The 25,558-nt window shown below is 42.2% G+C and carries 22 protein-coding genes, 2 tRNA genes and 1 riboswitch; of the genes, 11 read left to right on the top strand and 13 right to left on the bottom strand.

Going from position 1 to position 25,558, the window contains the following annotated elements:
• Positions 1–76: 76 nt before the first annotated feature.
• Complete coding sequence (locus VRUMOI_RS15475; protein ID WP_089140328.1) at positions 77–1,018, top strand: zinc transporter ZntB; 942 nt, start codon at positions 77–79, stop codon at positions 1,016–1,018.
• A 126-nt stretch (positions 1,019–1,144) separates the two neighbouring features.
• Positions 1,145–2,626 carry an FMN-binding glutamate synthase family protein gene (locus VRUMOI_RS15470; protein WP_089140327.1) on the top strand — a complete coding sequence of 494 codons (1,482 nt, stop codon included), beginning with the start codon at positions 1,145–1,147 and terminating at the stop codon, positions 2,624–2,626.
• A gap of 59 nt (positions 2,627–2,685) precedes the next feature.
• Here VRUMOI_RS15470 and VRUMOI_RS15465 read toward each other — a convergent pair whose 3' ends face one another.
• Positions 2,686–3,477, bottom strand: coding sequence for a sterol desaturase family protein (locus VRUMOI_RS15465; protein WP_408646306.1), 792 nt, complete (start codon positions 3,475–3,477; stop codon positions 2,686–2,688).
• Between the two features lie 39 nt (positions 3,478–3,516).
• Positions 3,517–4,098, bottom strand: coding sequence for a cytochrome b/b6 domain-containing protein (locus VRUMOI_RS15460; RefSeq protein WP_089140325.1), 582 nt, complete (start codon positions 4,096–4,098; stop codon positions 3,517–3,519).
• 123 nt (positions 4,099–4,221) lie between these two features.
• Positions 4,222–4,320, top strand: a riboswitch (TPP riboswitch).
• A 59-nt stretch (positions 4,321–4,379) separates the two neighbouring features.
• Between VRUMOI_RS15460 and thiD the strand changes: the two genes are divergently transcribed.
• Positions 4,380–5,219 carry a bifunctional hydroxymethylpyrimidine kinase/phosphomethylpyrimidine kinase gene (gene thiD / locus VRUMOI_RS15455; RefSeq protein WP_089140324.1) on the top strand — a complete coding sequence of 280 codons (840 nt, stop codon included), beginning with the start codon at positions 4,380–4,382 and terminating at the stop codon, positions 5,217–5,219.
• A 61-nt stretch (positions 5,220–5,280) separates the two neighbouring features.
• On the opposite strand, the gene VRUMOI_RS15450 is transcribed toward thiD, so the two are convergent.
• Together VRUMOI_RS15450 and VRUMOI_RS15445 are read right to left on the bottom strand one after the other, a co-directional pair.
• Positions 5,281–6,180, bottom strand: a complete 900-nt coding sequence (locus tag VRUMOI_RS15450; RefSeq protein ID WP_089140323.1) for a DMT family transporter — start codon at positions 6,178–6,180, stop codon at positions 5,281–5,283.
• A gap of 158 nt (positions 6,181–6,338) precedes the next feature.
• Positions 6,339–7,640, bottom strand: a complete 1,302-nt coding sequence (locus VRUMOI_RS15445; RefSeq protein WP_089140322.1) for a dicarboxylate/amino acid:cation symporter — start codon at positions 7,638–7,640, stop codon at positions 6,339–6,341.
• A gap of 560 nt (positions 7,641–8,200) precedes the next feature.
• Here VRUMOI_RS15445 and VRUMOI_RS15440 point away from each other — a divergent pair.
• Positions 8,201–9,724, top strand: coding sequence for a sensor domain-containing diguanylate cyclase (locus tag VRUMOI_RS15440; RefSeq protein ID WP_089140321.1), 1,524 nt, complete (start codon positions 8,201–8,203; stop codon positions 9,722–9,724).
• Positions 9,725–9,792: 68 nt separating this feature from the next.
• On the opposite strand, the gene VRUMOI_RS15435 is transcribed toward VRUMOI_RS15440, so the two are convergent.
• Positions 9,793–11,052, bottom strand: coding sequence for an adenylosuccinate synthase (locus VRUMOI_RS15435; RefSeq protein ID WP_089140320.1), 1,260 nt, complete (start codon positions 11,050–11,052; stop codon positions 9,793–9,795).
• A 131-nt stretch (positions 11,053–11,183) separates the two neighbouring features.
• On the opposite strand from VRUMOI_RS15435, the gene VRUMOI_RS15430 reads away from it, so the two are divergent.
• On the top strand, positions 11,184–12,089 hold the full coding sequence (locus tag VRUMOI_RS15430; RefSeq protein WP_089140319.1) for a LysR family transcriptional regulator: 906 nt from the start codon (positions 11,184–11,186) through the stop codon (positions 12,087–12,089).
• 57 nt (positions 12,090–12,146) lie between these two features.
• On the opposite strand, the gene VRUMOI_RS15425 is transcribed toward VRUMOI_RS15430, so the two are convergent.
• The 8 genes from VRUMOI_RS15425 to VRUMOI_RS15390 form a co-directional block, all read right to left on the bottom strand.
• A tRNA-Val gene (locus tag VRUMOI_RS15425) sits at positions 12,147–12,223 on the bottom strand.
• A 29-nt stretch (positions 12,224–12,252) separates the two neighbouring features.
• Positions 12,253–12,329, bottom strand: a tRNA-Val gene (locus VRUMOI_RS15420).
• 344 nt (positions 12,330–12,673) lie between these two features.
• Complete coding sequence (locus VRUMOI_RS15415; RefSeq protein WP_089140318.1) at positions 12,674–14,455, bottom strand: bifunctional molybdopterin-guanine dinucleotide biosynthesis adaptor protein MobB/molybdopterin molybdotransferase MoeA; 1,782 nt, start codon at positions 14,453–14,455, stop codon at positions 12,674–12,676.
• A 26-nt stretch (positions 14,456–14,481) separates the two neighbouring features.
• Positions 14,482–15,066, bottom strand: a complete 585-nt coding sequence (gene mobA / locus VRUMOI_RS15410) for a molybdenum cofactor guanylyltransferase MobA (RefSeq protein ID WP_089140317.1) — start codon at positions 15,064–15,066, stop codon at positions 14,482–14,484.
• 7 nt (positions 15,067–15,073) lie between these two features.
• A complete protein-coding gene (locus VRUMOI_RS15405; protein ID WP_408646313.1) occupies positions 15,074–15,751 on the bottom strand; it encodes an energy-coupling factor ABC transporter ATP-binding protein in 678 nt (225 codons plus the stop codon).
• A 91-nt stretch (positions 15,752–15,842) separates the two neighbouring features.
• Positions 15,843–16,541: an ABC transporter permease gene (locus tag VRUMOI_RS15400; RefSeq protein ID WP_089140315.1), complete on the bottom strand. Its 699-nt coding sequence runs from the start codon at positions 16,539–16,541 to the stop codon at positions 15,843–15,845.
• A gap of 32 nt (positions 16,542–16,573) precedes the next feature.
• Complete coding sequence (locus VRUMOI_RS15395; protein ID WP_089140314.1) at positions 16,574–17,389, bottom strand: substrate-binding domain-containing protein; 816 nt, start codon at positions 17,387–17,389, stop codon at positions 16,574–16,576.
• Between the two features lie 84 nt (positions 17,390–17,473).
• Entirely contained in the window at positions 17,474–18,307 is an 834-nt protein-coding gene (locus tag VRUMOI_RS15390) for a formate dehydrogenase accessory sulfurtransferase FdhD (protein ID WP_089140313.1), read from the bottom strand.
• A 222-nt stretch (positions 18,308–18,529) separates the two neighbouring features.
• Here VRUMOI_RS15390 and VRUMOI_RS15385 point away from each other — a divergent pair, with 222 nt between their 5' ends.
• The 6 genes from VRUMOI_RS15385 to VRUMOI_RS15360 all read left to right on the top strand — a co-directional run bounded on the left by VRUMOI_RS15385 (position 18,530) and on the right by VRUMOI_RS15360 (position 25,548).
• On the top strand, positions 18,530–18,970 hold the full coding sequence (locus VRUMOI_RS15385; protein ID WP_089140312.1) for a DUF3305 domain-containing protein: 441 nt from the start codon (positions 18,530–18,532) through the stop codon (positions 18,968–18,970).
• Entirely contained in the window at positions 18,960–19,610 is a 651-nt protein-coding gene (locus VRUMOI_RS15380) for a DUF3306 domain-containing protein (RefSeq protein WP_089140311.1), read from the top strand. Before VRUMOI_RS15385 ends, VRUMOI_RS15380 begins: the two co-directional genes overlap by 11 nt.
• A gap of 254 nt (positions 19,611–19,864) precedes the next feature.
• Positions 19,865–21,559 (top strand): 4Fe-4S dicluster domain-containing protein, encoded by a 1,695-nt coding sequence (locus VRUMOI_RS15375; RefSeq protein ID WP_089140310.1) that lies wholly within the window; start codon positions 19,865–19,867, stop codon positions 21,557–21,559.
• Positions 21,560–21,561: 2 nt separating this feature from the next.
• Positions 21,562–22,200: a TorD/DmsD family molecular chaperone gene (locus tag VRUMOI_RS15370; protein ID WP_089140309.1), complete on the top strand. Its 639-nt coding sequence runs from the start codon at positions 21,562–21,564 to the stop codon at positions 22,198–22,200.
• Positions 22,201–22,450: 250 nt separating this feature from the next.
• Positions 22,451–22,666 carry a twin-arginine translocation signal domain-containing protein gene (locus VRUMOI_RS15365; RefSeq protein ID WP_089140308.1) on the top strand — a complete coding sequence of 72 codons (216 nt, stop codon included), beginning with the start codon at positions 22,451–22,453 and terminating at the stop codon, positions 22,664–22,666.
• A gap of 11 nt (positions 22,667–22,677) precedes the next feature.
• Positions 22,678–25,548, top strand: a complete 2,871-nt coding sequence (locus VRUMOI_RS15360; protein ID WP_089140307.1) for a molybdopterin-dependent oxidoreductase — start codon at positions 22,678–22,680, stop codon at positions 25,546–25,548.
• Positions 25,549–25,558: the final 10 nt, after the last annotated feature.

Below are 25,558 nucleotides of genomic sequence, written 5' to 3'. Positions count from 1 at the left end.
TCTTGCACCTTTATGTAACCTCTGCGTTAATAACATCAAATAAGTGAAGACAATAGAAAAAGTGAGAGCAGGTAATATGTCACACAGCTTTTTGATTGAACAGTGGGATTTTTCAACCCAACCAGCCCAATTGGTTGAGCCACAAGAACCGTTAGAAATGTTAAAAGAAAATCATTGGTATCACTGTCAGCGTGAGGCGGGCGCGTTACGTGAATGGCTACTAGACAATGATTTTGAAAGCGGTGTAGTGGATAGTTTGCTTGCCGATGATACTCGCCCTCGTTTTGAGATCTTTGAAGATCAATCTTTTCTATTAATCATGCGTGGCGTTAACTTAAATGAGGGCGCAAAGCCTGATGACATGCTCAGTGTTCGAATTCTTTGGCATAAAGGGACGCTGATCTCCACGCGTAAAATTTCCTCAAAAGCGATTACTGGCATTCGCCAAGCATTACGTGAACAGAAAGGCCCGAAAAGCACCGCTCGTTTATTACTGTCCATTATTGAAGGTTTAAACCAAAACATTGCCGGTTTTTTGAATGAGGTTGAAGAGCAACTATTTGAAATTGAAGAAGGCGATGGTAAAAACAGCGATCTGCATATCATTCATAAGCGTTTACTAAAACTTCGCCGTTTTATGAAGCCGCAACGTTATGCGCACGATGATTTCTTAGAGATTGACCATCCAGAAATGGAAGATGTGGAACTCAAAATGCGCAATGCCTTGGATACCGTGATTCGGATTAATGAATCGATTGATTTTTATATTGAACAGATTCAATTGATCAAAGCGGATATAGAGCAAGAACAAGCCGAGAAAATGAACCGGAACACCTATTTGTTTACCGTAATTGCCGCCATTTTCTTACCCGTGAGCTTTCTAACTGGCCTGCTGGGTATTAATGTTGGCGGTATTCCTGGGGTAGATAACCCATTAGCGTTCTTTATCTTTTGTGCTGGGCTTGGTGTCACATTCGTGTTGGAGTTCATTCTATTACGCTGGCTTAAGTTCTTTTGATTAAATTGCAATTAACAATGATTAATTGTGATGTTTATTCCTGCTTGTTCACAATTATAAATATCTGAGCATGTTAAAACGGCTGCACACCATATTTTTACTTTGAAAATATTTAAGGGAGTACCAATGGCTGAGAGTGTTTCTTTTATCGTCGATCTGGTTGCCGGTCTTTTTATGGTCTTACTGGCGTTATCTGTGGTTGCGCTGGTTTATATGTATATCGTAGATAAAAAACAGCATGTGCATGCGATTCGCCATAATTATCCCGTTATTGGTCGTTTACGTTATTTCTTTGAAAAACAAGGTGAGTTTTTTCGTCAGTATTTCTTTGCGATGGATCGTGAAGAAATGCCATTTAACCGAGCTGAGCGTTCTTGGGTTTATCGTGCGGCTAAAAATGTCGATAACACCATAGCCTTTGGTTCAACACGAAATCTTGATCCTGCGGGCACCATTTTATTCATGAATTGCCCATTTCCCACCTTAGATCAAGATGCTACCGAACCTGGTGAAGTAACGATTGGCCCTTATGCCCAAAAGCCGTACACCACAAAATCCATATTCAATATCTCAGGCATGAGCTATGGCGCGATCTCTAAGCCTGCAGTACGTGCGTTATCTCAAGGAGCGAAGAAAGCAGGTTGTTGGATGAATACAGGAGAAGGAGGGCTCACTTCTTATCATTTAGAAAGTGGAGCTGATTTAGTGGTGCAAATTGGCACAGCTAAATATGGCGTCCGTAACGAACTTGGCCATTTAAGTGCTGAAAAACTGAAACAAGCGGCATCTCATGAACAAGTTCGCATGTTTGAAATTAAAATGAGTCAAGGTGCGAAGCCGGGTAAAGGTGGTATTTTGCCCGGTAAAAAAGTGACAGCAGAAATTGCTCACATTCGTGGTATACCAGAAGGGCAAGATTCGATTAGCCCAAATGGCCATATTGATATTCGTAATGTGTCTGATTTATTAGATATGGTTGAGTTTGTTCGAAAGACGACGGGTAAGCCTGTCGGTTTTAAAGCGGTGATCGGTGCTTATGAGTGGATTGACCAATTGTTAGAAGCGATTAAGCATCGCGGTGAAGAAAGCGCCCCAGATTTTATTACCATTGATAGCGCAGATGGCGGAACTGGAGCCGCGCCGCAACCTTTGATGGATTACGTCGGTTTAACTTTAAAAGAAAGCTTACCTTATGTGGTTTCGCGCCTTCAGCATCATGGGTTGCGCGATCGAATTAAAGTGATTGCATCGGGTAAACTTATCACACCGTCCAAAGTAGCATGGGCGATTGCGCTGGGGGCCGATTTTGTGACCAGTGCTCGTGGTTATATGTTTGCACTGGGTTGCATTCAATCATTACAGTGTAACAAAGATACCTGCCCAACCGGCATCGCAACACAAGATGTGAAGCGTCAACAAGGTTTAGATGTTACGAATAAAACTGAACGTGTGGCGAATTACAATCATTTCATCAACTACAGTTTAGGCATTATGGCGCATTCTTGTGGAGTGTCTAATATCCGCGAGATTACCCATAAGCATGTTCGGGTAGTGACAGAGAATGGTTTATCTATTTCGTTAGATAAAATGTATGAACATTACCAATAGATCGATTTCATGATGGTCAAATAATATATAAGAATTCATAACGCAGGCTTCGGCTTGCGTTATTGTTTTCTAAATGGCTGCAATAACATCCGCCATAGCGATTGCTCTTGAGGCGTTCGAAACAAAGAAATCCCAATCACCATCTTTTGATGTCCTTCTTTCGGTTGGTCAATATAACTACCAAACCAACGATCCCAAATGGATAAACAGAACCCGTAATTGCTGTCAGTTTCATTTCGGTGAATCGAATGATGCACTCGGTGCATATCTGGCGTGACGATCCATTTCCTTAAACGCTGATCAATACGATGAGACAGTGAAATATTGCTATGGTTAAACATTGCACTGGCGTTGAGGATGACTTCGAATACAAAAACAGCTAGAGGAGAAATCCCTAATACAGCAATCGTCACGAGTTTAATCAGCATTGAAAGCCAAATCTCAATGAAATGAAAACGAGAACCGGTGGTGACATCGATATCTTGATCGGCGTGATGAACGCGATGTAAACGCCAAAGCAGGGGAATTCGATGGAATAGTCGATGCTGCCAGTAAATAATCATATCCAATAAGATAAGACTGAGGATGAGGTTGAACCATGTCGGTGTATTCAACCAATAGAAAAGGCCGAGCTGCTGACTTTCGACAAGATAAGCCATTGCCACCGCTAGAAATGGCAAAGTGAAAGGTAATAGAAAGCTATTAAAAAACACCAAACTTAAATTGTTTATCCAGCGATACCATTTAGGCTGGCTGAGATGCTTTTTCGGGGCCAACTGCTCCCAACCGGCCATGACAACAAAGACCATGAAAAAGACACTGGCTCGAAGTAGGGTTTGATGTTCTAGCAGCCATGTGTCCATTCAATGCGTCCTATTCTGGTTAATGGGTTAGTTGATTACTTCTCGTTTTAGTTTGAGCGGGTTGTAAATATGAACGATTGCCATCACACCATGGCCAACTAAGTAAGCCTCAACCAATCCTGTTAAGGTTTTATGCCAGTGTAATAGGTTAGGCGCAAGAGTGAGGTTTAAGTTCCAACTGATAAACCAACTGATACCGGTTATATAAACAAGACATAAAGCACCGAGTCCCAACCCTTGAATACAAGAAGAAATACCGTAGGGTTTTGATTCTGGCAAGGTCAATTGAGTGAGCAATTTAATGTCAGATTTTAACGGTTGCCACTGGTTACAAAGATATGGAAAGTAATATTTAAATCCACGTTGTTTAAAGGCGACGACAATAAAAAGGCTTCCAAAGAACACGAGACTGATACCGACTACGATATGTGCCCATGTTCCCAAATACTCTAACGTGCTTTGACCGATTTCTCCTTGTTTATTCACGTGCATAATATTGCTGAGTAACACTTCCAGGAGTACTAGCATCATCACGGTTAGATGTAGGTGGCGAATGGCAGTTGATTGATGCTGTTTTAAGTAATGAAAAAAAGGAGAGGTGATGTCCATAGCGTTTCCTTAACAGTGGCAAATAAATAGAAGTCACTAGAATAACGAATGAAACTTAATGATTGCTTAATACAAGTGAATTAATTTAGCCTTTACATTATGGAGGCAAATCTTTAGATTAGGCTTCATTAGTCGGGGAGCCATTAGGCTGAGATCACAATTGTGAGACCCGTTGAACCTGATCCAATTAACACTGGCGTAGGGAACTAATATTAACGTGTGGTAGGTCGCTCTTCTATCTCTGCATGTATATTACTTCCACACGTATAAGGAAGTATGTTATGTCCCAACAATACCACACATCTCCCCCTCAAATTCCTAATGTTTTAACCATTGCCGGCTCCGATTCTGGCGGTGGCGCAGGCATTCAAGCCGACATTAAAGCGATTTCTGCTACTGGTGGTTTTGCTTGTTCTGCGATTACGGCTCTTACTGCGCAAAATACCCAAGGTGTCGATGCTATTTTCCCTGTTTCTGCTGAATTTGTTGGCCAGCAATTAGATGCCATCTTTTCAGACATAAATATTGCAGCTGTGAAAATAGGGATGCTTAATGATAGTAGTGTGATTGAAGTGATTGCCCAAAAGTTAGCGCACTATAACTTAATGAATGTGGTGTTAGATCCAGTTATGGTTGCCACCAGTGGTGACCCATTAATTCAACTATCCGCCATTAACACGCTGAAAGAAAAGCTTATTCCATTAGTAAGGCTCATAACGCCAAATTTACCCGAAGCGGGCTTATTAATTGGCGAGCCGGAACCAAAGTCAGAACGTGAAATTGAGGGGTTTATTGAAAAGCTAAAAGCCCATTCAGAATTACATAACGTAGATATTTTATTAAAAGGTGGGCACTTTAAAGGTGAGGAAAGCCGAGATTGGCTTATTCAAAGAAACCAAACTGCGGTCTATACACACCAACGTATTGTCACCAAAAATACTCACGGAACAGGGTGCACACTTTCTTCTGCTATCGCGTCTTATTTAGCGCAGGGTTTTGAGCTCACTGAAGCTGTTGGACATGCTAAGCAGTATTTATCAAGAGCACTAACTCATGCCGATGAGCTTAATGTAGGTAAGGGCGCGGGTCCCGTTCATCATTTTTATACTCTTCGCACTTGATGCTGCAGCGTTGTTGCTTACATCCACCAAACCAAAATAATTGGGTATATACCAGTCGCAGTTATTTACTCGATTTAGGCGGTAGCGTCTGTTGCCGTCTTTCTAATAATTTAGCACCACCTCTGTAAACAAAGAGCGACCATAGGATTAGAGTACAACCAATTACTTTTCCTGCTGGCATATCATCGCCATAAAACACCACACTTAATGAACTCGCCCATACGGGCTCCAAAATCATAATAATGGCTGCATTGCCTGAGGTGGTAAGTTTTTGCCCCATGGTTTGCATCACATAACGTAAGCTAGTGGCGACAATGGTACTGAGGGCGAGCCACATCCAGGTGGTTTCTGAAACATGCTCTGGCCACTCTTCCAATATCAGTGAAGCTATCGTTCCAATAACACCGACCACAAAGAGCTGGATACAGGCCAGTACTAAGCTGGGAACGCTCTGAGCATATTTCGCATTAAAGTTAAAATGAAAAGCGAGCATAAATGCAGATATAAGAAACCAAATCTGGCTTGGGGAATGATGATATCCATTAGAAAGTGACAAAAAACCAAGTCCCAGAATCGCAAAAGGTAATGAAATCCAAAACATACGGATTGGTTTTTGTTTGAATAAAGCCCATCCCACAAGTGGTGCAAACAGCATGGCGAGACTTGAAATAAAAGCCCCTTCGGCGAGCGTATCGGTTACCGAGATTGCCGTTACCCACGTTAATAATGCGCATGACATTAATATGCCAACACTGGCTGAATTTATTATTTGAGTGCGCGTTAATTTAAAGAGTTGTTTATAGCAAAAGGGGAATAACAGTATTGAGGCCGCAATAAAGCGAGTTCCGATGAAAGCAAAAGGAGGGAGACCCATAATCGCTTGCTTAGAAAATATCCAACCGAGACCTGCAAAGATAGTGGTACAGATCAGAATAAGGGTCGCTTTGGTTTCTTGATTCATAGATTGGCGTCACAAAAAAGAAGAGAAAGATGAGGTTAACACGAGAATAATAATAAAATTTAGGTACTGCTCACTGTTTAATATTCCTAGTAAAAAAGCCCTTAACCAGTATCAAACGATGAACTCTAGTTAAGGGCTTTTGGACTTAAGTGAAAGCGTTAAGATTTAGAACGTAAACCTAGCTCAATTTCACCAGCTTTAGGGTCATTAAAGGTATCAATGTTTAATTCATTTTCAGATTTAGCAACAATACAAGTTACAACGCTATCACCAGTGATGTTCACCGCAGTACGGATCATATCCAGTAAGCGGTCAACACCCATTATCAGTGCAATACCTTCTAGGGGTAGACCAACTTGGTTAAGTACCATTGCCAGCATGATAAGGCCTACACCAGGAACGCCAGCTGTACCTACTGAAGCAAGTGTTGCTGTAAGAATGACTGTCGCATAATCACCAAGGCTCAAATCAACATTGAAAGCTTGAGCAATAAATGCCGTCGCAACACCTTGCATGATCGCGGTACCGTCCATGTTGATGGTTGCACCAAGTGGAACAGTAAAAGAAGCGATCTTATTGCTCACACCTAAACGATGAGTCGCGGTTTCCATCGTAACAGGAATGGTTGCATTCGAAGATGCTGTCGAAAATGCAAACATAATTGCATCTTTCATCTTCTTCCAAAAAGCAATTGGGTTTAAGCCCGAAAGTACTTTTAGTAGAACACTGTAAGTGATAAATGCGTGGATGAGCAGGGCGGAAACCAAAACAAGGAAATATGCTGCTAAGTTACCGATAGCATCTAAGCCGAGACCAGTAAATAGTTTTGCCATTAAGAAGAAAATACCGTAAGGCGCCACTTCCATTAAAATGGTGACAAGCTTCATGATCACTTCATTCACATCATTGAAGAAGTTTGCAACACGTTGTCCAGCTTCACCCGCAAGGCTAATCGCAATACCAAATAACACGGCAAATACGATAACTTGTAAGGTATTACCTTGTGACATTGCTGCCATTGGGTTACTTGGGAACATGCCAACGATAACTTGACCTAGTGACGGGGCTTCAGCTGTACTAAATGAGGTCGCTGATGTTAAATCGGCACCGGCACCTGGTTGGAAGAAAATCCCCATCACTAATGCTAGAGTAATCGCAACTGCGGTTGTTGTGATGTAGAAAGCAAGTGTTTTACCACCCAAGCGTCCTAACGTTGTAATGTCTTTTAATGAACTTGTTCCGCAAACTAGCGAAACAAAGACAAGAGGGATAACTAGCATTTTTAAGCTAGCAATGAAAATTTTGCCACCAACATCGAATAAACCATTAACGATATAACCGTCGATGAATTCATTACCAGAGAAGAAATTGCGAATTAAAAATCCACATAGAATACCGGCAAACATGCCGAATAAAATTTTGCTCGTAAGTGAGCGTTTGTTTTTGTTGTCGTTCGTCATGAACTGATCTCCATATGAATACTTTGTACAACATTTCAAAGTGAAGCGGAGATTAGCAGAGTTCACTAAGAACTCGTTTCATTTGTTACAAAAAATGATCTCTTTGCGTGATAAAGATCACAAGTTTGAGGTGGTTTGTGTCTAAAAGGTAAATATGTTAGCTCTTTAATCTTCTGCAAAAGCTCATTATATTAAAAAGTCATTCTTATATTGATTTTTATTTCAGCATGAATGCCTTTCTCTAACACATTTATCAGCAGTGGGTACTATTTTCTTATTTAGATCGCGCTTGTCCTTCTATTATCAATAATTACTGCATGAATTCACTGGGATATTATTGATTTTGTCATTTAATTGAATGATTTATGTATAGACAAATATACATTTGAATGAGTTAAATAAGGTAAGTTATTAATAATTAATATATTTATCTGTACATTTTTATAACCAGCTCCTTTGTAAAGGGAATGTAAATAATTAATCTGTTTTTGAAATGGTTAAAAGCAAGTAGAATGCGCGGCAAATATTTGTCGCGTCTTCATTTTTTATAATGGGTTATTATGATCGTATTGGATAATAGAACACTGTTGGTTGCTGTCAGCCTTATCACGATAGGTGCTTCTATTGTTTTAGCTTTTTTATGGAGAATCAGACCAAAGTCTACAGGAGTGGGCCACTGGGCGTTAGGGATCACGCTGATTGGGGCAGGCAGTGTGTTTACCGTTGCCCGAGGTTACATTCCAATGTTCATTTCGATCGTCGTTGTGAACACCGCCATTGTGTTAGGGATGCAGCTTATTTTCCATGGGCTTCGTATTTTTACGGAGCGAAAGCCTTTTATTTTTTATGATTTTGTTATTACGTTTTTAACGGCATTTTTATTTTATTATTTTTATTACATCTACCCAAGCTTAACGATTAGAACGGTGCTGTACTCTTTCCTTGTCGCCACTGTGTGTATTGCAATTGTTTTTACGCTGGTCACTGATAATAATCGAGTACGTAAAAAATCCAGTCACCCTGTTGCCATCATTTTTGGTTTATTTGCCTTTTTTCATGTGATGCGTGGAATTATGGAGATACTATATCCAAATGGAAAAGCACCACTGGATGGTGGTGTAGCTGAAACTATTTTGTATTTAAGCAGCATTTTTATCATTAGTGGCCTTGCGATCACTTTGGTTCTACAAACATACTCAATTCTTGAATCGAAATTTCGTTCTTACTTATTGGCAATGGAACATTCAGCCTCTTCTATTATGATCGTGAATCGTGATTGGACGATTGAATATGCGAATCCAGAGTTGATTAAGAAAACGGGTTATTCAAAGGAAGAGTTGTTTGGTGCCAATATCGATATTCTTCATCCTAAAGAAGTCATGGCAGAAGAGATGCCCGTTATATTGCAACGTTTAGAAGATGGGTACGTGTGGCGTGGCGAATTGAAGAGCTTAAAGAAAAATGGCGAACTGTTTTGGGAGTTAGCTTCAATAGCACCAATGGTTCAAGCCAATGGGAAAATTACACACTATGTAAAGATAAAGGAAGATATTACCGATTTAAAAGCGGCGAAGCAGAAAATTCATCATATGGCATACCATGACATATTAACGGGGTTACCTACACGAACCTTGTTTATGCAGCGTTTAACCGATTCCATTGCTTCAGCAAAAGCACATAATCGTAAAGTGGCGGTGTTATTTCTCGATCTTGATGGTTTTAAAGCGGTGAATGATTCCTTTGGTCATAATGCCGGCGATGAATTATTGAAGTCGGTGGCACAAAGTTTAAGACGTTGTGTACGTGATGAAGATACCATTGCTCGCATGGGCGGTGATGAATTTTTAATTGTGCTTAACCACGTGTCGGATAAACAGGTTATCGCTAATGTTGCCCAAAGAATGTTAGAGGCCATCGAAACACCGCTTAAATTTAATGAGATCCAGTTAAGTGTCACAGCAAGTATTGGTATATCAATGTACCCAGATGATAATGATGACCCTAAAGAATTGATCAAACTGGCTGATAAAGCGATGTATGACATTAAACATGCAGGAAAAAGTGGTTATCGTTTTTACAATTAATGAACTAAAAAAACGCCGAGTTCTCAAGTGAGAGGCCGGCGTTATTCGTTGAAGGATGAACTTGTCGATTATGAACGGATAATCATTTGATCACGCTCTGGACCAACCGATACCATACTCACTCGCACACCCATTAATTGCTCGATACGAGTCACATAATCCTGTGCGGCTTGAGGTAAATCAGCAAAGTGACGACAACCAGTAATATCTTCATCCCAACCTTGCATGTTTTCATAAACAGGACTTAATGCTGCCGTTTGTGGCCAAATAGGGTTCTCAGTATGTTCACCATCGTAGGCAACGCAGATTTTAAGGTCTTGCATTCCTGATAAACAATCAATCTTAGTGAGAGCAATTTCAGTAGCGGCTTGCAGTTCTATACCGTTGCGTGTTGCGACCGCATCAAAGTAACCCATGTCACGTGGGCGGCCGGTTACTGCGCCATACTCATTAGCACTTTCGCGGAAATTATCTTGTTCTTCCATTGCGGTCACTAAAGTGCCGGTGCCAACAGAAGAGCTAAACGATTTTGCGACGGCAATCACTCGTTCAGGACGCAGCGCGGGTAAGCCACTACCAATTCCTGCATAAGCTGCGGTGACATTTGATGAAGTCGTATATGGGTATTCGCCATAAACTAAATCGCGACCGGCACCAAGTTGGGCCTCAAACAGTAGGTTGGCATCTTTAGCTTGCAACGCTTTAAGTGGCTCGGTGACGTTGCAAATAAATGGGCGCCATGCTGCGGTGACTTCAAGCAACCATTCGGTCATTTCGCTGGCAGTTTGAGAAAAATCACAAGTTGGATAAAGCGCCTTAAGTTGTGGCATTTTCCAATCCAACATGAATTGAATACGCTCTTGCAAAACTTCAGGTTGGTTTAACCATCCTACTAAAATGCCTTTTTTCATTACGCGGTCTCCATAGGCTGGCGCGATGCCTTGACGAGTAGAGCCATAAGCCGCATCACCTAGGCGTTGTTCTTCTAAAGTGTCTTCTAATGCGTGTAAGGGTAGACATAGGGTCGCGCGGTCAGAAATACAAAGTTTAACGTCAACACCTGCAGCTTGAACTTCCGCAATTTCTTCGCTTAGTGCTGCAGGGCTTATCACCATGCCAGGGCCTAATACTGCAATACAATTAGGATTAAAAATACCACTTGGTAGTTGGTGTAACTTAAACGTGCCGTGATCGTTTACAACAGTATGGCCGGCATTGTTACCACCTTGAAAACGAATACTGGCAGCAGCTTCACCCGCTAAAAAATCAACGATTCGGCCTTTACCTTCATCACCCCAGTTTGCACCCACAACAACGATAGACGGCATAATTTTATTCTCCTAATTGGTTAAGGCATCATGCTATGCCTGTCGATTGAATATGAGAAATTAATTATAATTATTGTCTTGATAAGAAACTCATATAAGATAAGTTGGAATTTTAAAGCTTGGGTGAGATTATGTTGGACATCAATTGGTTAAAAACCTTTGTTACTTTAGCGGAATACAAGCACTTTGGTCGTGCTGCAATGGCACTGCATATGACTCAACCTAATGTCAGTTTGCATTTAAAGCAATTGGAACAAGCCACCTGCGTGAAGCTCATTGATCGAAATCCATTTCATTTAACACAAGCCGGGCAGCGTTTACTCGAAAGTAGTCAACGTACTTTGCTTGAACTGCAAATTTGCCAAGCGGATCTCAATGCTTTTAATGATTTAAACCGCGGTACATTGACGATAGCCGCCAGTGATATCATTTCTCGTTTATTGCTTATCGGGCCATTTCAATTATTTAAAGCTGAATATCCAGGCATCGATTTCACTTTGTTGAATACCACGTCATCTCAGGCTTCAGAGCTGGTTAAAAACGCTGAAGCCGATTTAGGGTTTGTTATCGCCCAAAAGCAAAGTCAGCCTTTACATTTTACAGAATTGCAGCAAATTAAATGGTGCGCATTAGGGAATAATCTCGAACAGTGGCAACAAGATGCGGAGCAACAGTATGACAATAAATCAGAAGTCGTGAAGGGGAGTGAACCCACTTTAATCCTTTTAGGGCACGATACTCGTACTCGAGATCTGATTGATGAAGCGTTGCCATCATTACAACTTTCTAATTATCGAATCATGGAAGTTGGCAGCGTTGATGCTCAGATCGATTGGGCAGAAGCCGGATTTGGGGTGGCTATCGTGCCGGAGTTTGCGGTTTCGACGAAACGTAATCTAACCTCGACGATTACGCCGCTACCAGAATTCCCTAGTACCCGTTTAGGTTATGTGGTGCGACAAAATCAGATTTTATCAAAGGCAATTAAACAACTTTTACAGTGGGTCAGTGATGAGATTATTCGTACACATATATGAGTGTCAAAAATGACAGGAATAAAAAAGCCCACTTCGTTTGAAGTGGGCAGTCTTATATGGTGCGCCCGAGTGAACTCGAATCACCGACCCCTACCATGTCAAGGTAGTACTCTAACCAACTGAGCTACGGGCGCATAATTATTAAAATAAAAATATTTTGAGATGGTGCGCCCGAGTGAACTCGAATCACCGACCCCTACCATGTCAAGGTAGTACTCTAACCAACTGAGCTACGGGCGCACATTTCAAAATGTTCTTAACAAACCAAATTTGAATCGGCTTTGAACGGGAAAGATATTAACGATGCCGTGTGCCTGTTGCAAGCAGAAAATCAATACTTTGCGACTGTTTGCTGACTTTATGCTCTGAGTGTCGATTTTTTAGACATGTATGCCTTGATATTTGAAGCGGCGGCTTTGCTGGCGGCGTTCATTCGCCCTCATCTATTCATTGAAAAAACTTATAGGCGAGCTATGCTCATGGGGCTTTATTTACTTGTCGCCACTCTGCAACGCCAACAACTTTGGTTATACCACAGTCAAAACTTAGGTGCTTAAAGTATCCCGTCAAGATTTTTAGCGCCGTTATAAGCGACCTTCTAGCGGTAAAATCGTCACCATTTCACCTTCTTTTGCCATTTCAACATGAGGTGGAATTTCAATCAGGCAATTGGCTTCACTCATTGAACGTAAAATACCGGAACCTTGTTTGCCCGTCGTGCGTACTTTTAATTGCCCAAACTCATCTAAGTGATAGATACCACGGGTAAACTCCGTTCTGCCCAAGCGAGAAAACACTTTACTTTCGGTTTCTGCTTTCAGTTTATTCGGCTGCCAATTTTTCTCACCTTGCATCAGGCGCAAGGCCGGTTCGACAAAGGCGAGGAAAGCGACCATCACGGCAACCGGATTACCGGGTAAGCCAAAAAATGGCGTCTCGTTAATATGACCGAAAGCTAAAGGGCGGCCTGGGCGCATGTTAATTCGCCAGAAGTTAATTTGTCCGATTTTATCGAGAACGGTTTTGATAAAGTCCGCGTCACCAACCGAAACACCACCAGATGAAATAATGGCATCGGCTTGTGTGGATGCTTCGAGTAAAGTGGATTCTAGCGCAGCCTTGTTATCTTCAATGATGCCTAAATCAACCACTTCACAACCTAATCGTTCAAGTTGCGCCATCACAGTAAAGCGATTCGAATCATAGATACAATGATCGTTTAATGTCTCGCCAGGAGCTTGCACTTCATCACCGGTAGAAAACACGGCGACTTTTCGCTGAGGGTAGGTGTGGACACGGCTAATACCCAATGAAGCCAACATGCCGAGTTCTGGTGAAGTGATACGGGTGCCTTGGTTAAAGACAACACTATTTTGAGCAAGATCCTCACCGGCTTGCCGCATATTTTGGCCCACTTTAAATTCTTTTGTATTGACTGAGAAGCTGACCGATTGGCCATTTTGTTGGCTTTGTTCACGCATGATCACCGTGTCAGCACCTTGCGGCATAGGAGCACCTGTCATGATTTTAGCCGCTTGACCGGTTGCAATCTCAGCAGAATAACCGTTACCCGCTAAGATTTCAGTGACGACTTCAAAAGAGGATAAGCCATCTAGAATATCCTGACCACGCAGTGCGTAACCATCCATCGCCGAGTTGCAATAAGCTGGCACATTGATAGGTGAAATAATATCTTGCCCAATCACTTTTAAACGAGCATTGAATAGAGACTGTTGCTCCGTCGATTTGGGGGGCGTTAGCGTGCTTAAGATCTTATCTAAACCTTGTTCAACCGATAAAAAGGCGGGTGACAAACTGTCGCAAGAGGTAGTGGTAGCCGGCTTAGTTGTACTTGTACCTTGTATAAAGTTTTCTATTAATTCACAAATAGCATCAAGATCATTGATATCCACATGTTGAAGTTCAGATTCGATAATGTCGCTATCTGAAGCGACAGCAAAAATATTGTCATCATGAGGATGTAGCCAAGGTTTACCTATCACTTCCCGGTGTAGTTCTATTTTAGGAAAAGATAGATTTTTACAGCCTTCCACTAAAATAAAGTCGAGATTATCGAGGTCAAACTGTTCAAGTAATTTGAAAAAATTGGCTTCTTTTTCCGGAGTCTCTGTCATTAAGGCGTGGCGATTTCGCGAAGCAATCAACATCTGTGTTGCGCCCGCTTTTCTTAATCTATGACTATCTTTGCCTGGTTGATCGATATCGAAATCATGATGCGCGTGTTTGAAAACCCCAATTCGTAAACCTTTAGCGGTGAGCTTAGGCAATAAGGCTTCAAGTAAGGTGGTTTTGCCTGTGCCGCTGTATGCCGCAAAGCCAAGTACAGGGATCGGAAATGAAGTCATAGAAAAACCTTCTCGTTATATTTGATTTAGCGTTGAGAAAACATCTTGAGCTGTTCTGGCGTATTTAAGTTGATGAATGTGTCTTTTGCATTCGAAAAATCAACCTTGACCGTGTTGCACTCATCATAAAATAAAATGATCTTACGTTCGCCACGCTCTAAAAAATCATGCAGTTTTTCAAGCACTCGACGATGAAATAGAGTGAAAACGGGTTGATAATACTCGCCATCGTGAGCCACTAAAATATCAGCCTCTTGATGCCACGCATCACAAAATAGTTGCGCAAGATTGTTGGGGATATTGGGGCTATCGCAAGGAACAAAACCGACCCATTCATTGTTTCCAGGGTGACTAAGCCCAGCATGAATACCACCTAGTGGACCGGGGAATTCAGTGAAGCTGTCTGCTATAACTGGAGCGTACTGCTGATAAATATCATGACTACGGTTGGCGTTGATCGTGATACTCGCAGTTTGAGATTGCAGCGCTTCAATCACATACTCTATCAGCGGTTTATCATTAAGTTCGACTAAACCTTTATCCATGCCTCCCATACGAGAGCCTTGTCCACCGGCGAGGATCACCCAATCGATTTGTTGTGGTTTTAGCATCATTTCTTTATAGCACCGTTGTTTGTTGTAGCGACTCAGGTTCGGTTGATTCTTGAATAACTTGTAATAATGGCGATTCAACCAAAGTGTGATTTTTTATCCACCATTGCTTTGAGCATAATTGAGTTAACTCATTTTGCTGATGGCTAGTAATAACTAAACTTGACCCTATTTCTAGTAGTTCTTTAGCTAACAAGGTTAGACGTGAAATAGATTCAATATCAAGGCTAGAGCTGGGTTCATCCATTAATAAAACTGCAGGTTTGATGATCCAAGCTCGAGCCATCGCAATGCGTTGTTTTTCTCCACCAGATAGTACGGACACATGTTCATCGGCAAGGGTTTCAAGTCCTACTTTTCTTAAGGCCGTAATGACTTGAGCTCGCTTTTCTTGCCTCGACATTTTTGAAAACTTGATGGCGTATTGAACATTTTTATATACGGTATCATCAAATAAATAAGGAGATTGATGTAAATAAACAATGCCGTATTTATTGGGATTCACCCAACGAGACAACCAAGATTGATAATGACTTAAAGTGCCAGAAGTGGGGGCCATTAAACCGGATAGAATTTTTAATAACGTCGTTTTACCCACGCCATTATCACCTCGTAGGTAAACGGCTTCATTCGGTGCAAGTTGCAGCCTTGGGATATGGAATAGAACCTTATCCTTGAATTGCATAGATAAATTAGACGCTTGTAATGGGAGCATGGCTTATCCAATTTTTAGTGAAATGTACAAAACAAGACCGACGGATTTAATCGTTTGGTAACTAAACTCGTAAATGTCCCTGACCTTTGGCAGAGGTTAAAACAAAATTCAATAATAAGGCGAGCAGCAGCAATACCATGCCTAATGCCACTCCTTGAGCAAATGCGCCTTTTTGACTTTCTAGTGCGATGGCTGTTGGGATATTACGAGTGGAATTTAAAATATTCCCACCTACCATCATTGAGCAGCCAACTTCCGTAATGATCCTTGAAAAACCAGCCACTACCGCAGCAAATAAAGGAAAACGGGTTTCCCATAGCAAGGTCATTAAAATACGTATACGACTAACTCCTAGTGTGTAAGAGGTTTCAATTGAACGCTTATCGCTGTTTTGAAACGCACCATACATCAATGAGACGAGGATAGGGAAGCTAATCAGCATTTGTCCTAAGATCATCGCTTTTTGAGTGAATAGCATTTGCCAGTCACCCAATGGACCTGCGCGAGATAATGTCATATACAGAAGTAAGCCGATCACGACCGTAGGAACGGCTTGTAATGTGTGAACAAAAGAAAGCAACATCCAGCGTCCGGGAAACTCGCAGTAAGCCAAGATAAACGCGCACAATAACGCCGGCGCCAATACCATTAAAATGGCAGTAAACGAGACCGAAAAAGACACAGATACCACTTTCCATAAATCAGCATCAAAATTGACTAATAAATGAAGCGCATCGAGTGTCGTTTGCCAAAGCTGCATTCTTTTCTCTCTTTTTTATTTACCGGTTGAGTTTATTTGCCATCGTAACTGGCGGTAAATAATTTCTGGCCTTGTAATTGGTAATCATTGATCAGTTGTTGGCCGTGTTTGGAGATTAACCAGTTACTAAAATCACGGGCACCTTTCGTATTTAAACCTTTATAGCGTTCAGGGTTCACCAAGATCACTTGGTATGGGTTAAATAGTGCTTTATCACCTTGTACCATGATTTCTAAATCGAGTTTACTTTGGTAAGCAATCCAAGTGCCACGGTCCGTTAATGTATAACCCTGAAGTTCGGATGCCATGTTCAGCGTTGGTCCCATGCCTTGACCTACAGAGCGGTAAGCAGAGAAGCTAGGTTGAATGTTATCTTGTTTCCAAATCGCTTTTTCTTTTTTGTCGGTACCCGAATCATCACCACGAGAGACAAAAGTGATGTTTTTATCTGCTAGTGTTTTTAACGCTTTGGCGGCGGATTTTTCATCTTTAATGCCAGCAGGATCGTTTTTCGGGCCAACAATCACAAAATCGTTATACATTAAGTGATGGGCTTCAACGCCAAAACCTTTGTTAATGAATTCCGCTTCTGCGCCAGGGGCGTGAGTCATCACTAAATCAACGTCACCATTTTCACCCATTTTTAAAGCTTTACCTGTACCAACAGCGATCACATCAATGGTGTAGCCGGTTTCATTTTTAAATTTAGGCAGTAGGTAATCTAAAAGACCTGAGTGGTAAGTACTGGTAGTGGTGGCAAGGCGAATGGTTTTTGCATCTTGAGCATTAGCCGTTGGTGCTAAAGTCGCTAAGCAAAGAAGGGCGGTTGCCCAAAAGCGCATTTTCATAGAAATTCCATCTTATGGTTGATAGTTAATTATTGCCCAATAAAAGGCCGTTTGTTTGAACAAAAAAGAAAACGAGCGGTTTAATTACGCCGACTGATTCCCTTTGACATCAAATTCAACTTTATGTGCACCAGAGAATACTTGGAAACGTAATCCTTTAGCGCGTGCAATGGTGGTGATGCCAAATTGCTTGGCAAGATCGAGCCCCATTTGAGTCACACCCGAGCGAGACAATAACGTTGGTATGCCCATTTGAGCCACTTTGATGACCATTTCAGAGGTTAAACGACCGGTTGTGTAGAAGATTTTATCGTCACCACTTTCTTGTTTTAGCCACATTTCACCAGCCAAAGTATCCACTGCATTATGGCGACCGACATCTTCTACAAAGGATAGTATTTCGCTACCACGACATACCGCGCAACCATGAACGGCGCCGGCTTTTTTGTAGGTTTCATTAAAATGAGTGAGAGCTTCAAGTGTCGCGTAGATATCGGATTGTTTTAATGGAACTTGTGGAACTTGGTAGTTTTCCAGTTGCGCCATGACGTTGCCATACATAGTGCCTTGACCACAGCCTGATGTGACGGTCTTTTTCTCTAATGCTTTATCAAGATGGTCAGTACTTTCTTTGGTGATGATTGCCGCACTTTGCGTTTCCCAATCGATGATGACGGACTCAATCGCTTTGGGATCTTTTAAAAAACCTTGGTTCTTCAAATAGCCTAATACCAGAGATTCCGGCCTTGAACCTAAAGTCATCAGCGTGACGATTTCTTTCCAGTTAAGTAATACCGTAAGAGGACGCTCACAAGCGATTTCCTTAGTGAGTTTTTCACCATATTCGTCATAAACTTCTACAATTTCAGTTTGAACAGGTGTGGAACCGCTTTTAATGATGCTTGGATAGTCGGACACGAAAGCTCCTTGAGGTTTTCCTATTTTTCTTACTTGAATAGGTGTTGGTTCTGATAGCCAAAAAATACGCTTAAAATCAATAATAAACCAACTAATTTAAGGAGCGACTACCCCTTAATAGGTGAATTACCTTATTATCAGTAGGTTTAATGATTTATGTCAAATATTGTTACATTATCGTAGAACAAAATCCGAACACCTAGAAAAAGGATTTCAATTTTGATGAAAAAAACACCCCATAGTTGGCCGGTTCTTTGCCTATTGGAAAAACAGATTAAACTTGTAGGTCGCTGGGAAACTGAATCTTGGCAATGGCAAGGCATCAATTTAACCCCAGATGTCACGGAGCCGAACCCGTACTTACAATTACTTGAACTGTATAAAGATGAGCGCACCGATTACCGCTTTAATCTTAGCTCAAAACAACCGAAGTTATTTCTTGCTTTAGAGTTCTTGGATACCAATTCAGCCCCTAAAATCTCACACTTAACGGCGTCTCAAGCTGCCATCGCTTGCTATATGGATACGGATTATTTGGTACTGGCAATCGATATGCCACTGGCGATTCAAGCATGGATGGAAGCCTTTATTGGTCGACACGGTGAACTGCTTGAAGTGCGCAAGAAAAAGCGTCAAGGCGCAGGGCGGTCAAATGGCAACTAATCGTTTTCAGCGTTGGTTAACGAAAAAGAACAAAAGCTTGGAAGAAAACCAAGAAGTCGACGTGCCGATCACCGCACAGTTTGATGCTGACGCCTTAGATTCGATGACTGTGACTCTGAATGAGGAAACATTGGCCGATTCTAAAACAGATTCGAGTTTGCCTAGTCATCAACAGCCAAATGATCACACCTCGCACCGTGATGAAAGTGAGGGGGAAACCAATCAAGATTTACCACTTACGACGATTGCGCATGTATTTAGTGAAGGATTTTCCAAGCAAGAAAAGCAACAACAACTTCGCGCGTTATTTCATTCTGATGAGTTTTCTGGCATCGATCCACTTGATAGTTACAACATGGATTACACCAAAGTAAAAAGCCTGCCTAAGGATGTGGCAGACACTTTGCGTAGTTGGCATAAGCGTGTCGAGGAAGTGTTTGATGAGAATGAAGATGCGAGTGAATGTCTCACTGGAAATACTGAGTTAGCGCAAGCAGAGCAAGTCGCTTACGCAGCGGAAGAAAACGACCAACCCAAAGTGAATAGCAGTGAAGCGAGTAAAAATAATCAAGCGAGTCCAAATAAAGGCGCAGACCTAGCTAAAGTCGCAATGGATGAAGACAATAAAAAATCAGGATGACAATGGCCTGTTTAGACTAAGCTTTTATTTGGTTGATATTTGAACAGGCTTATTAATATCGATTCTCATTCCAGCCGATAAAAGGGGCTCGAATTCAAAAATTTAGTTTTTTCATCACATTAGAACTTAACCATAGCTTTAAAAAGGTTATTATCTGTACCCTTAGGGTCTGTTGCTCGATGATTAAATCTATTTTGAATCATCACGACTGGAATATTACATAAAATTAGAACTTCACTATAAGAAGAAGAGCAATGTTGACATCATTTCTACAGCAGCAATCGAGCGCTAACGGTAAAGCTCGTTCATTCGCCTTGTTAAATACGGTCGAGCTAAAAAACTTAATTCCGCCAACCGTGAGTTACGAATCTCGTGGCAATCTACTTATTGTCGGAGCGCAACAAGAAGTGGAAGCCGTATTTAGCCACTTTGATGCGATGAATTCAGTCACTGCATTAATGGTTGATGCTGAAACTCATACTTCAGCGGTGATTCCTTCTGCTCAGTGCTTCTTTTCTCAACAAGTGACGATTTCTGGATTTCTCGGTCATTTTGAGGTTCGCATTGTTCGCTCTGGGGTTTCGCATAACTTAGCCCGAGCCGTGACCGGAGAAGATCATTTTGATGTCGTTTTAGATCTCACCCCTAATGGCATCATGATGGAAGAAGTGCCCGTCCCAGGTTATTACCCAAGTGGGCGTGGATACCCAACGCTTGATGAATCATTAGAAGCCATTCCCGAGCTTATCGGTACCTTTGATAAGCCGAAGTTCTTCCGATTAAACACCGAGTTATGTGCCCATAGTTCACGTGGTGTGAAAGGGTGTACTCGTTGCATTGATGCTTGTCCTGCAGGGGCACTCACCAGTCAAGGTAGTGAGAAAACCGGTCATAAAATTGAAATTAACCCTTATTTATGCCAAGGCGTTGGCACATGTGCAACCTCGTGCCCGACAGAAGCGATCAGTTACGCGCTGCCTGAGCCTAAAGAAACACAAACTTTTATTGAACGTGTGTTGGCTAAGTACTTTGCAGAAGGCGGGGAAACCCCAATCGTGATGTTTTGTAGTGAACGTCATGAAAAATATAATTTAATGATGTTGGGCATGCTACCTGACAATGTTATTCCTATTACTTTAGATGAATTACCAAGTGTTGGGATTGATACTTGGTTTAGTGCGCTGGTTCACGGTGCCTGTCAGGTGATGTTTGCTGCTAGCCGACACATGCCTGCCACCATCATCCGTGTATTAGAAACCGAGGTTGCCATTGCTCAAACCTTATTGACTCAATTAGGGCTAGAAAAACAACGTATTGATCTTATGTACATGGAAGATCTACGTCATAGCGCGCCGACATTAATCCAACAACCGTTGGCCATCACTGCAAGCAACATTCAATCAGGTATGAAGCGTGATCGTTTGTTCAATGCGTTAGATTTACTGGCTGAGCACTACGCCCCAGATACGAATCTAGTGACCAATAATATTGCTCAAGTACCTGAAGGAGCACCTTTTGGTACGGTAAATTGCGACGCTGATAACTGCACATTATGCATGAGTTGCGTCTCGGTTTGCCCAACGCGAGCGTTACACGCTAAAGGGGATAGCCCTGCGTTGTTATTTACCGAGCAAGACTGTGTTCAATGTGGTTTATGTGAAAGTGCTTGTCCGGAAAAAGTAATCAGCCTAGAGCCAAGGTTTAACTGGGATAAACAGCAGCGCACGCAAGATATGACACTTCATCAAGAGCCAGCAGCACATTGTTTAAGTTGTGGTAAGCCATTTGCACCCGCTTCGATGATAGAGATGTTACAAAATAAGTTACGTGGTCACTCTCATTTTGCCAGTGAAGATAAATTACGTCGCATTGCCATGTGTGAAGACTGCCGCGTGCGAGATTTGTTCTCTGACCTGACCGCTAACCCTGCCAAACAATTGGATATTTAACTATGCCACAGTCGAATATAAATACGGAACAACCTAAAGAAATAGAACAAGAAGCGGTGACAGCAGAGGTTTATGGTTTATTGGCATGCTTATTACGAGAGCCGCCATCAACAGAAGTTTTGCAATGGTTAAGAGAATTAGAAGTCGAGCCTTGTGAACAACATGCTATGACTAACGCGTGGTTTCGTTTAAAAGAGGCGGCGTTAATGACGAGTCCAGAGCAAGTAGCCGATGAATACCAAGACTTATTTATTGGTATTGGCTGTGGGGAAGTAGTGCCATTTAGTTCATGGCATATTGCTGGCACCTTAATGGAAAAACCCTTGGTGGCGATTCGTCAAGATCTCAAACGTTTTGGCTTTGAAAGACAAGATGATATTCGCGAACCAGAAGATAGTATCTCCGCGCTTTTAGAAGTGATGTCGATGTTGCAATCTGAAGCGTTCGATGCTCAGCAACAGTTTTTTAATGCCCATATTCGCCCGTGGTTCATCTCATTTTGTAATGAAATTGAGAAGGCTAAGTCAGCGCAATTTTATCTGCCAGTTTCGCGAGTACTACGGCATTTTGGGCTAATAGAACAAGCGCGATATACCGAAAAATCATCGTCAGGCGAGATAGAAATCACTCGTCTGCAATAACAATAAGTTTTCTTTGAGTTGTTAATACTTAGAGAAAGGGACTTCCAAGTGAGTACTTTGAAGAACCGAAGGTTCAACCATGGACCTGAATTGCGGTTAAAGGCAATTTAAATCTGCGTCATAAGCGATTCTATGAATTCATTCATTAAACCGCTTATTTAACAATGGTTTCCGATGACCGGATACACGGTTATACCAATCAAATGAATTAGATGATCACTCATGCGGTTGGTATTGTAAGGAGCAATGTATGAAAACAACATCTCTAAATAAAGAGAGCGTCAACGAAAGTCGACGAGATTTACTCAAGGGAATCACTACAGCAGCCGTTGTAGGTGGTGTAGTGGCCGCAGGTATTTCAACCCAAGTATCTGCCGCAGAAAAGCCTCAAAACAATGAGCAGCCAAAATTAAAAAAGGGCTATCACGAAACGCAACACATTCGTGATTATTTCGATTCTCTATAGGAGTAGCGATAATGAAACTGACAAAGCGCTCTGATAGCGTCTCGAAAAGCGAGAACCAATTAGGTTTGAGTCGTCGTAATTTCATGAAAAACACTGGTATTGCAGCCGGTGGTGCTGTGGTAGGCGCCTCAATGTTTGCCCCGAGCATTATGAAAAAAGCTGAAGCTCAAGAAGTGGATCGTTCTGCACCAACTGAAGTTAAAAGAACCATTTGTTCTCACTGTTCAGTTGGCTGTGGTATTTATGCAGAAGTACAAAATGGCGTCTGGACAGGTCAAGAACCGGCTTTCGATCACCCATTTAATGCCGGTGGTCACTGTGCTAAAGGCGCTGCCTTGCGTGAACATGGTCACGGCGAACGTCGCTTAAAATACCCAATGAAGTTGGAAGGCGGAAAGTGGAAACGAATTTCATGGGATACCGCAATTGAAGAAATTGGTAACCAAGCATTAAAAATTCGTCAAGAATCAGGCCCTGATTCGGTGTATTTCTTAGGTTCAGCCAAGCACAACAATGAACAAGCTTATACTTTCCGTAAAATGGCCTCAATGTGGGGAACCAACAACGTTGACCACCAAGCACGTATTTGCCACTCAACAACAGTAGCCGGTGTTGCCAACACTTGGGGCTATGGCGCAATGACCAATTCATTTAACGACATGCATAACTGTAAGTCGATTTTGTTTATTGGTTCGAATCCAGCAGAGGCGCATCCGGTTGCGATGCAGCACATTCTGATCGCCAAAGAACGTGGTTGTAAAATTGTTGTCGCGGACCCTCGTAAAACCCGTACGGTAGCGAAAGCCGATCAACATGTCGCGTTACGCCCAGGTACGGATGTTGCTTTCATTTGGGGCATGTTATGGCATGTGTTCCAAAACGGTTGGGAAGACAAAGAATTTATCCATCAACGTGTGTTTGGTATGGATGAAATTCGTGAAGAAGTCGCAAAATGGACACCACCGGAAGTTGAGCGTGTTACGGGTATTCCTGAAGCGGATGTGTACCAAGCAGCGAAGACTTTATCTCACCATAAACCGGGCTGTGTGGTTTGGTGTATGGGCGGTACTCAACATACGACAGGTAACAATAATACTCGTGCGTATTGTGTGTTTGAATTAGCGCTTGGCAACATGGGTAAATCGGGCGGCGGGGCGAATATTTTCCGTGGTCACGATAACGTACAAGGTGCAACAGACTTTGGCGTGTTATCTCACGATCTACCAGGCTATTATGGCTTATCAGAGGGCGCATGGCAGCATTGGTCAAATGTGTGGGGCATCGATTATGGCTGGCTAAAAGGCCGCTTTGATCAGAAGAAATACAACGGCAAATTACCAATGAATAACATGGGGATTCCTGTTTCTCGTTGGGTTGACGGTGTATTAGAAGATAAGTCTCGCATTGAGCAGAACGATAATATCCGCGCCATGTTCTATTGGGGGCATGCGGTGAACTCGCAAACCCGTGGTCATGAAATGCCCAAAGCCATGCAGAAGCTGGATATGATGGTGATCGTCGACCCATATCCAACGGTCGCGGCTGTTATCAATGACCGCACCGATGGTGTTTATCTGCTACCGGCTACTACGCAGTTTGAAACTTATGGCTCTGTGACTGCATCAAACCGCTCAATCCAATGGCGTGATCAAATTATCGAACCTTTGTTTGAGTCTAAACCGGATCATGAAATCATGTATCTACTTTCTAAGAAACTTGGCTTTGCTGACGAGTTATTTAGAAATGTAGAAATCAAGAATAATCAACCGGTTATTGAGGACATTACTCGTGAGTTTAACCGCGGTATGTGGACAATTGGTTACACGGGTCAAAGCCCTGACCGCTTGAAATTCCATCAACAAAACTGGCACTTATTCAGTCATGAAAACTTGGAAGCAGAGTCAGGTGAAGTGAAAGGTGAAACCTACGGTCTGCCTTGGCCATGTTGGGGCACGCCTGAACTGAAACACCCAGGCACTCACATTCTTTACGATACCTCGAAAAGCGTTGCTAACGGTGGTGGTAATTTCCGTACTCGCTTTGGTGTGGAGTTTGAAGGTAAGAGCCTACTGGCTGACGGCAGTTTTTCGAAAGATTGTGAAATCGAAGATGGCTTCCCAGAATTTACCGATAAGTTATTAAAACAACTTGGTTGGTGGGATGATTTAACCGCTGAAGAAAAAGCCGCAGCGGAAGGTAAAAACTGGAAAACAGATCTCTCTGGTGGTATCCAGCGTGTCGCGATTAAGCATGGTTGTATTCCATTTGGTAACGGTAAAGCTCGCACTATTGTATGGCAGTTCCCAGATCGTGTCCCATTACATCGTGAACCTCTATATACACCTCGTCGTGATCTCGTCGCAGACTACCCAACATGGGATGATAACGATGCGATTTATCGTCTGCCTACCTTGTATAAATCAATACAAGATCAGGATCATTCAAAGGAATACCCAATCATTCTGACTTCTGGCCGTTTGGTTGAATATGAAGGTGGTGGTGAAGAAAGCCGTTCTAACCCGTGGCTTGCGGAGCTACAACAAGAAATGTTTGTGGAAATTAACCCGCAAGAAGCTCAAGCCAATGGTATACAAGATGGCGATGATGTGTGGGTTGAAGGCGCGGAACAAGGCCGTATCAAAGTGAAAGCCATGGTGACTAACCGTGTTCTACCAGGCTTGGCGTTTATTCCGTTCCACTTTGGTGGTAAGTTCCAAGGCAAGGATTTAACCGAGAAGTACCCTGAAGGCACGGATCCTTACGTTATTGGTGAGTCAGCAAACACCGCAACCACTTACGGTTACGACCCTGTGACTCAAATGCAAGAAACCAAAGTGACGCTTTGTAAAATTAGCAAAGCCACCAGCACTTCAAACGCGTAAGGGGTAGGTT

Source organism: Vibrio rumoiensis, from assembly GCF_002218045.2.
In the GTDB taxonomy this organism is placed as follows: Bacteria; Pseudomonadota; Gammaproteobacteria; order Enterobacterales; family Vibrionaceae; genus Vibrio; species Vibrio rumoiensis.
Note: the sequence above shows the minus strand (reverse complement) of the source record. Positions and strands in the feature narration are given on the sequence as shown.

What these genes read in the sequence shown, in the direction of transcription:
- VRUMOI_RS15395 (WP_089140314.1), bottom strand. Translation starts at nt 17,389, where the DNA reads ATGAAAATGCGCTTTTGGGCAACCGCCCTTCTTTGCTTAGCGACTTTA.
- VRUMOI_RS15435 (WP_089140320.1), bottom strand. Translation starts at nt 11,052, where the DNA reads ATGCCGTCTATCGTTGTTGTGGGTGCAAACTGGGGTGATGAAGGTAAA.
- VRUMOI_RS15405 (WP_408646313.1), bottom strand. Translation starts at nt 15,751, where the DNA reads ATGCAATTCAAGGATAAGGTTCTATTCCATATCCCAAGGCTGCAACTT.
- VRUMOI_RS15450 (WP_089140323.1), bottom strand. Translation starts at nt 6,180, where the DNA reads ATGAATCAAGAAACCAAAGCGACCCTTATTCTGATCTGTACCACTATC.
- thiD (WP_089140324.1), top strand. Translation starts at nt 4,380, where the DNA reads ATGTCCCAACAATACCACACATCTCCCCCTCAAATTCCTAATGTTTTA.
- VRUMOI_RS15360 (WP_089140307.1), top strand. Translation starts at nt 22,678, where the DNA reads ATGAAACTGACAAAGCGCTCTGATAGCGTCTCGAAAAGCGAGAACCAA.
- VRUMOI_RS15365 (WP_089140308.1), top strand. Translation starts at nt 22,451, where the DNA reads ATGAAAACAACATCTCTAAATAAAGAGAGCGTCAACGAAAGTCGACGA.
- VRUMOI_RS15445 (WP_089140322.1), bottom strand. Translation starts at nt 7,640, where the DNA reads ATGACGAACGACAACAAAAACAAACGCTCACTTACGAGCAAAATTTTA.
- VRUMOI_RS15460 (WP_089140325.1), bottom strand. Translation starts at nt 4,098, where the DNA reads ATGGACATCACCTCTCCTTTTTTTCATTACTTAAAACAGCATCAATCA.
- VRUMOI_RS15470 (WP_089140327.1), top strand. Translation starts at nt 1,145, where the DNA reads ATGGCTGAGAGTGTTTCTTTTATCGTCGATCTGGTTGCCGGTCTTTTT.
- VRUMOI_RS15430 (WP_089140319.1), top strand. Translation starts at nt 11,184, where the DNA reads ATGTTGGACATCAATTGGTTAAAAACCTTTGTTACTTTAGCGGAATAC.
- VRUMOI_RS15440 (WP_089140321.1), top strand. Translation starts at nt 8,201, where the DNA reads ATGATCGTATTGGATAATAGAACACTGTTGGTTGCTGTCAGCCTTATC.
- VRUMOI_RS15415 (WP_089140318.1), bottom strand. Translation starts at nt 14,455, where the DNA reads ATGACTTCATTTCCGATCCCTGTACTTGGCTTTGCGGCATACAGCGGC.
- VRUMOI_RS15475 (WP_089140328.1), top strand. Translation starts at nt 77, where the DNA reads ATGTCACACAGCTTTTTGATTGAACAGTGGGATTTTTCAACCCAACCA.
- VRUMOI_RS15380 (WP_089140311.1), top strand. Translation starts at nt 18,960, where the DNA reads ATGGCAACTAATCGTTTTCAGCGTTGGTTAACGAAAAAGAACAAAAGC.
- VRUMOI_RS15400 (WP_089140315.1), bottom strand. Translation starts at nt 16,541, where the DNA reads ATGCAGCTTTGGCAAACGACACTCGATGCGCTTCATTTATTAGTCAAT.
- VRUMOI_RS15375 (WP_089140310.1), top strand. Translation starts at nt 19,865, where the DNA reads ATGTTGACATCATTTCTACAGCAGCAATCGAGCGCTAACGGTAAAGCT.
- mobA (WP_089140317.1), bottom strand. Translation starts at nt 15,066, where the DNA reads ATGCTAAAACCACAACAAATCGATTGGGTGATCCTCGCCGGTGGACAA.
- VRUMOI_RS15370 (WP_089140309.1), top strand. Translation starts at nt 21,562, where the DNA reads ATGCCACAGTCGAATATAAATACGGAACAACCTAAAGAAATAGAACAA.
- VRUMOI_RS15385 (WP_089140312.1), top strand. Translation starts at nt 18,530, where the DNA reads ATGAAAAAAACACCCCATAGTTGGCCGGTTCTTTGCCTATTGGAAAAA.